Source organism: Acidovorax sp. KPB24-03 (assembly GCF_057546605.1).
On record NZ_BAAJYR010000247.1, the window covers coordinates 1 to 5,042 of the forward strand.

Annotated in this window: 2 protein-coding genes and 2 pseudogenes; all 4 read right to left on the reverse strand. The window is 65.0% G+C overall.

The window, feature by feature from the left end; all coding sequences use genetic code 11:
* A partial coding sequence (locus tag AC27KI_RS18335; protein ID WP_487115135.1) for a methyl-accepting chemotaxis protein occupies nt 1-170 on the reverse strand: 170 nt, incomplete at its 3' end.
* Between the two features lie 67 nt (nt 171-237).
* A pseudogene (locus AC27KI_RS18340) lies at nt 238-1,479 on the reverse strand (methyl-accepting chemotaxis protein); the annotation flags it as partial.
* A gap of 320 nt (nt 1,480-1,799) precedes the next feature.
* Entirely contained in the window at nt 1,800-4,166 is a 2,367-nt protein-coding gene (gene rpoD, locus AC27KI_RS18345; RefSeq protein ID WP_284430195.1) for an RNA polymerase sigma factor RpoD, read from the reverse strand.
* Between the two features lie 254 nt (nt 4,167-4,420).
* Nucleotides 4,421-5,042 (reverse strand): annotated as a pseudogene (locus tag AC27KI_RS18350) (DNA primase); the annotation flags it as partial.

The following is a 5,042-nucleotide window of genomic DNA, read 5'->3' on the forward strand; positions in this document are numbered from 1 at the left end:
TCGGACACGCGCTGCACGCTGTCCACGATTTCCTTCATGGCCGCGCCGGCGTCCTCGACATGGCGCACGCCGCCGTCCACCGCGGTCACGCTGGAGCTGATCAGCGCCTTGATTTCCTTGGCCGCTTCGGCCGAGCGCTGGGCCAGGCTGCGCACCTCGCCGGCCACCACCGCGAAGCCCCGGCCCTGCTCGCCCGCGCGGGCGGCTTTCCACGGCCGCGTTCGGCGCCAGGATGTTGGTCTGGAAGGCGATGCCGTCGATCACCCCGATGATCTCTGCCATGCGGCCGGAACTCTGCTGGATGTCCTGCATGGTGGACACGACGTTGCCCACCACCGAGCCACCCTGCGTGGCCACGGCCGAGGCGCCGGAGGCCAGCTGGTGCGCGCGGCGGGCCGAGTCGGCGTTCTGCTGCACGGTGGAGGTCAGCTCTTCCATCGACGCCGCGGTCTCCTCCAGGTTGCTGGCCTGCTCCTCGGTGCGCTGGCTCAGGTCGGCGTTGCCATTGGCGATCTGCACCGACCCGGTGGCGATGGAGTCGGCGCTCGTGCGCACGTTGCCCACGATCTGCACCAGGCTGGCGTTCATGCGTTGCAGCGCGTTGAGCAACTGGCCCACCTCGTCCTTGCTGTTCGCCTCGATGTGCGACGTCAGGTCGCCCGCCGCCACGGTTTCGGCGATCTGCACCGCGCGCCCGATGGGCCGGGTGATGGATCGCGTGATGAGCCAGCCCAGCACGAACGACACGGCCACCGCCGCGCACGCGATGGCGATGATGAGCTGAAAGCCCGTCTTCACCTCGCGGTCCGCGCCGTCGCTGGCCTTGTCCATCTGCAGCTGCTGGTGATCGGACATCTTGTCGAGGGCTGCCATGTAGGCCAGCTGGTTGCGCCGCAGCGTGTTGGCCAGCAGGCCCTTGGCTTCCTCGGGCTGGCCTGCGCGGATCAGCGAGAGGAACGCGTCCACGTCCTTCACGTAGGCGGCCCGCTGCTCCTGCGTGTCTGCGAGCAGCCGCTTGCCCGTGTCGCTCTGCACAGTGGGCGTGAGCTTGGCGTACATGCCGGTGATGAGCGCGCGGCTGCCTTCGATGCCCTTGATCTCCTGCTCTCGCTGGGCCGCGTCATCGAAGATCACCAGGTTGCGCACGTAGCGGGCCTGCTGATCGACCTCGTCGGAAATCTCGTTCAGCAACCGGACCTTGACGTAATAGTCCTTGGTCACCAGCGTCAGAGCCTGATTGACGTTGCCCAGGGCCGACATGGAGATGCCGGCCACGAGGAGCAGCAACACGATCGTGGAAAGAAATGCGAGCGTGATGCGGGGGCCGATGCGCAGGTTTCCGAAGAATCGGTGGTTCATGGAAGTGGCTCTTTCTTTCTTGGTGGGCAGAAAAAAATGCGCCACCCGCAAGTGCCGGGGCGGAGTTGCAGGTGGCGCGCACTTCAATGCTTTCCTCTTGCGGCGTGCGGTTCGCCCCATGGGTCAGCCGCTTCGGCTTCTACCCTCCCTCCCTGTCCATCTGCGTGGAAACTTGCTGGTAGTGCAATGTCGTTCGTAAGTTTATGTTTCAGATTTTCAAATCCAAAGCGAAATTTTGGAAAGCAACACGTGCCAATTTCGCATGTCTCGCCAAGCGCCGCATGTGGCGTCCGGCCATCTTCCGAAGGGTGGTGGGGCTCTTTCCCGTGCGGGCCAAGGGGTGCTTCCGCGAAAACGTCCAGCCATGAAAAAAGCCTGCTCCCGCAAGGCGGGGGGCAGGCTTTTCGATGGACGCTGCCCGGAGGGCGGCCGCGGGCTGACTACAGCGAGTCGATGAAGCTGCGCAGCTTGTCGCTGCGGCTGGGGTGCTTGAGCTTGCGCAGCGCCTTGGCTTCTATCTGGCGAATGCGCTCGCGCGTCACGTCGAACTGCTTGCCGACTTCTTCCAGCGTGTGGTCGGTGGACATCTCGATGCCGAAGCGCATGCGCAACACCTTGGCTTCGCGCGGCGTGAGGCCGTCCAGGATGTCCTTGACCACATCGCGCAGGCCGGCCTGCATGGCGGCGTCGATTGGGGCGGTGTTGGCACCGTCCTCGATGAAGTCGCCCAGGTGGCTGTCGTCGTCGTCGCCGATGGGCGTTTCCATGGAGATCGGTTCCTTGGCGATCTTCATGATCTTGCGGATCTTGTCTTCCGGAATCTCCATCTTGGCCGCCAGGATGGACGCATCCGGTTCGAAGCCGAACTCCTGCAGATGCTGGCGCGAGATGCGGTTCATCTTGTTGATCGTCTCGATCATGTGCACCGGGATGCGGATGGTGCGCGCCTGGTCGGCGATCGAGCGCGTGATGGCCTGGCGGATCCACCACGTGGCGTAGGTCGAGAATTTGTAGCCGCGGCGGTATTCGAACTTGTCCACGGCCTTCATCAGGCCGATGTTGCCTTCCTGGATCAGATCCAGGAACTGCAGGCCGCGGTTCGTGTACTTCTTGGCGATGGAGATCACAAGGCGCAGGTTGGCCTCGATCATTTCCTTCTTGGCATCGCGGGAGGACGATTCGCCTTCGTTCATGCGCTTGTTGATGTCCTTGAGCTCGGGCAGCGGCACCACCACGCGCGCCTGCAGGTCCATCAGGCGCTGCTGCAGTTCCTGCACCGGCGGAATGTTGCGCTGCAGCACGGTGCTCCAGGGCTTGCCGGACGCCGCCTGCTTTTCCACCCACTTCAGGTTCAGCAGGTTGGGCGGGAATTCCTTGATGAAGGTTTCCTGCGGCATGCCGCACTTGTCCACGATGATGCGGCGCAGCTCGCGCTCCTTCTTGCGCACGTCGTCCACCTGGCCGCGCACCATGTCGCACAGCTTCTCGATGGTCTTGGCGGTGAAGCGGATGGTCATCAGCTCGGCCGACAGGGCCTGCTGGGCCTTCATGTACGCGGGCGTGCCGTAGCCTTCCTTGTCGTAGATCTTGTGGACCTTCTCGAACAGGTCGCGCATGGTGTCGAAGCGGGACAGGGCCTCGCGCTTGAGTTCTTCCAGCTTCTTGGTCAGCGCCTTGGAGCCGCCCTTGCCGTCGTCGTCGTCCTCTTCGTCGAATTCGTCGAAGTCTTCTTCGGCCACGTAGTCGTCGGCTTCATTGGGGTTGGAGAAGCCGTCCACGATGGTGGAGATGACGACCTTGCCCTCGCGGATCTCTTCGCCCATGTTCAGGATCTCGGCGATGGTGGCGGGCGATGCGCTGATCGCCTCCATCATGGCCTGCAGGCCGCCTTCGATGCGCTTGGCGATTTCGATTTCGCCTTCGCGCGTCAGCAGCTCCACCGTGCCCATTTCGCGCATGTACATGCGCACGGGGTCGGTGGTGCGGCCGAATTCGCTGTCCACGGTGGACAGGGCGGCTTCGGCTTCTTCTTCCGCTTCCTCGACGGTCGCCGCGGTGGGCGTCACGTTGTTCTGGAACAGGGTCTCGGCATCGGGCGTCTGCTCGTACACGGCCACACCCATGTCGTTGAGCATCGTGACCACGACTTCCATCGTCTCGGCATCGACCAGCTTGTCGGGCAAGTGGTCGGAGATTTCGACCTGCGTCAGGTAGCCGCGCGTCTTGCCCAGCGTGATCAGGGTCTTCAGGCGCGAGCGGCGCTTGGCCAGGTCTTCCTCGGACAGGACGGTCTCGTCGAGGCCGAATTCCTTCATCAAGGCGCGTTCCTTGGCCTTGCTGATCTTCATGCGAAGGGGCTTGACCTTCTCGACCGTGGCCGTGGGGGTGGCTTCGGCTTCGGGTTCGCCTTCGAGGTCGGCCTCGATGTCGGACAGGTCGGCATCGTCGCCCACCGCATCGTCGTCCGCTCCGGCCTTGGGCTTGCGGCCCCGCTTGGCAGGGGTCTTGTCGGCTGCGGCGGCACCGGCGGCCTTGGCCGGGCGGCCGGGGCGCTTCTTGGGCGTTTCGTCGTCGGCGGAGGCCGCGGCGGCCTTGGCGCGGGCGGGCTTCTTGGTTTCTTCGGAGGCTTCGGCCTTGTCAGAGGACTTGTTCACGGGCACGGTATGGACTTTCTTGGCGGCTGGAGCAGCGGCGGCCAGGGCCTTCTTGGGCTCGGTCGTTGCGGCTTTGGCAGCAGGTTTGGAAGCGGCCTTCGCGGCGGTGTCTGGGGCGGACTTGGGCGACTTCGCGGACTTTTGAGCAGGCATGGACACCTCAGGATCAAAAACGGACACAAAGAAAACGCAAGCGCCATGGATCCCGGCGCGGGTGGCACGGCAAAGGCCGGAGCCTTCGCGGTTCGAGGGAGCGACCCTCAGGGGCAAGATGTGTGGGCGAACATTTGGTGTGCAGTCCTTGCGGTGTGAAGGGCGGTCGTGCGTGTGTGTCACGGTTGCCCGGCCCGGAGGTGCTGCTGTCGCTCTTGCCGATGAACCCTACATTATAGCGGCCCAGGGGAATTTCAAGCCGGCTTGAGCGAAATTCCGCGCAATGCCTTGAGCCGCTGCTCCAGCGCCTGGTATTGCGCCAGAGCTGCCGGGTCGCGCGCTGCCAGCAGGATGAGCTCGTTTTGCTGGCGCTTGAGCTCCTCGATGAGCATGCGGTCGAGCAGGTCGCGCAGCTCGGCCCGCAGCTCCTGCACGTCGCCCTCGGTCTGGGCGTGCGAGCCGGTCATCACGCGTTCGGCCAGCCCTTCGCACTCATGCCCGCGCAGGCTCTCGCGCAGCACGGCCCAGGCCAGCGGGCCATGTTCGTGCAACTGGCCTTCCAGCCAGGTGAACAGGGGCCCGTGCGGTGCCGCCTGGGCGCACAGCACCGCGTGGTCCTCATGGGCCAGTTCTTCCAGGAACTCCATGTGCGACAGCAGAAGCCGCACCGCGTGGTCCGTGCGGCTCGCCGCCGGGGTGCGGGGCAGGCGCGGCTGGATGGGTCGCTCGTCCTCCTTCTTCCAGCGGCCCTTGCCTTTCCAGTCGCCGTTGCTTTTGCGAAACGGTTTGGCGGCATAGCCCTGGCCGCCGCCGGGCGGCTCGCCGGCCGGGGCCCAGCCGGCGTCCTGCGTGGAGGCGCCCCAGGGCGGTTCGTCG

Excerpts from the sequence above, each read along its gene's own strand:
- rpoD (WP_284430195.1), bottom strand. The coding sequence starts at position 4,166 with ATGCCTGCTCAAAAGTCCGCGAAGTCGCCCAAGTCCGCCCCAGACACC.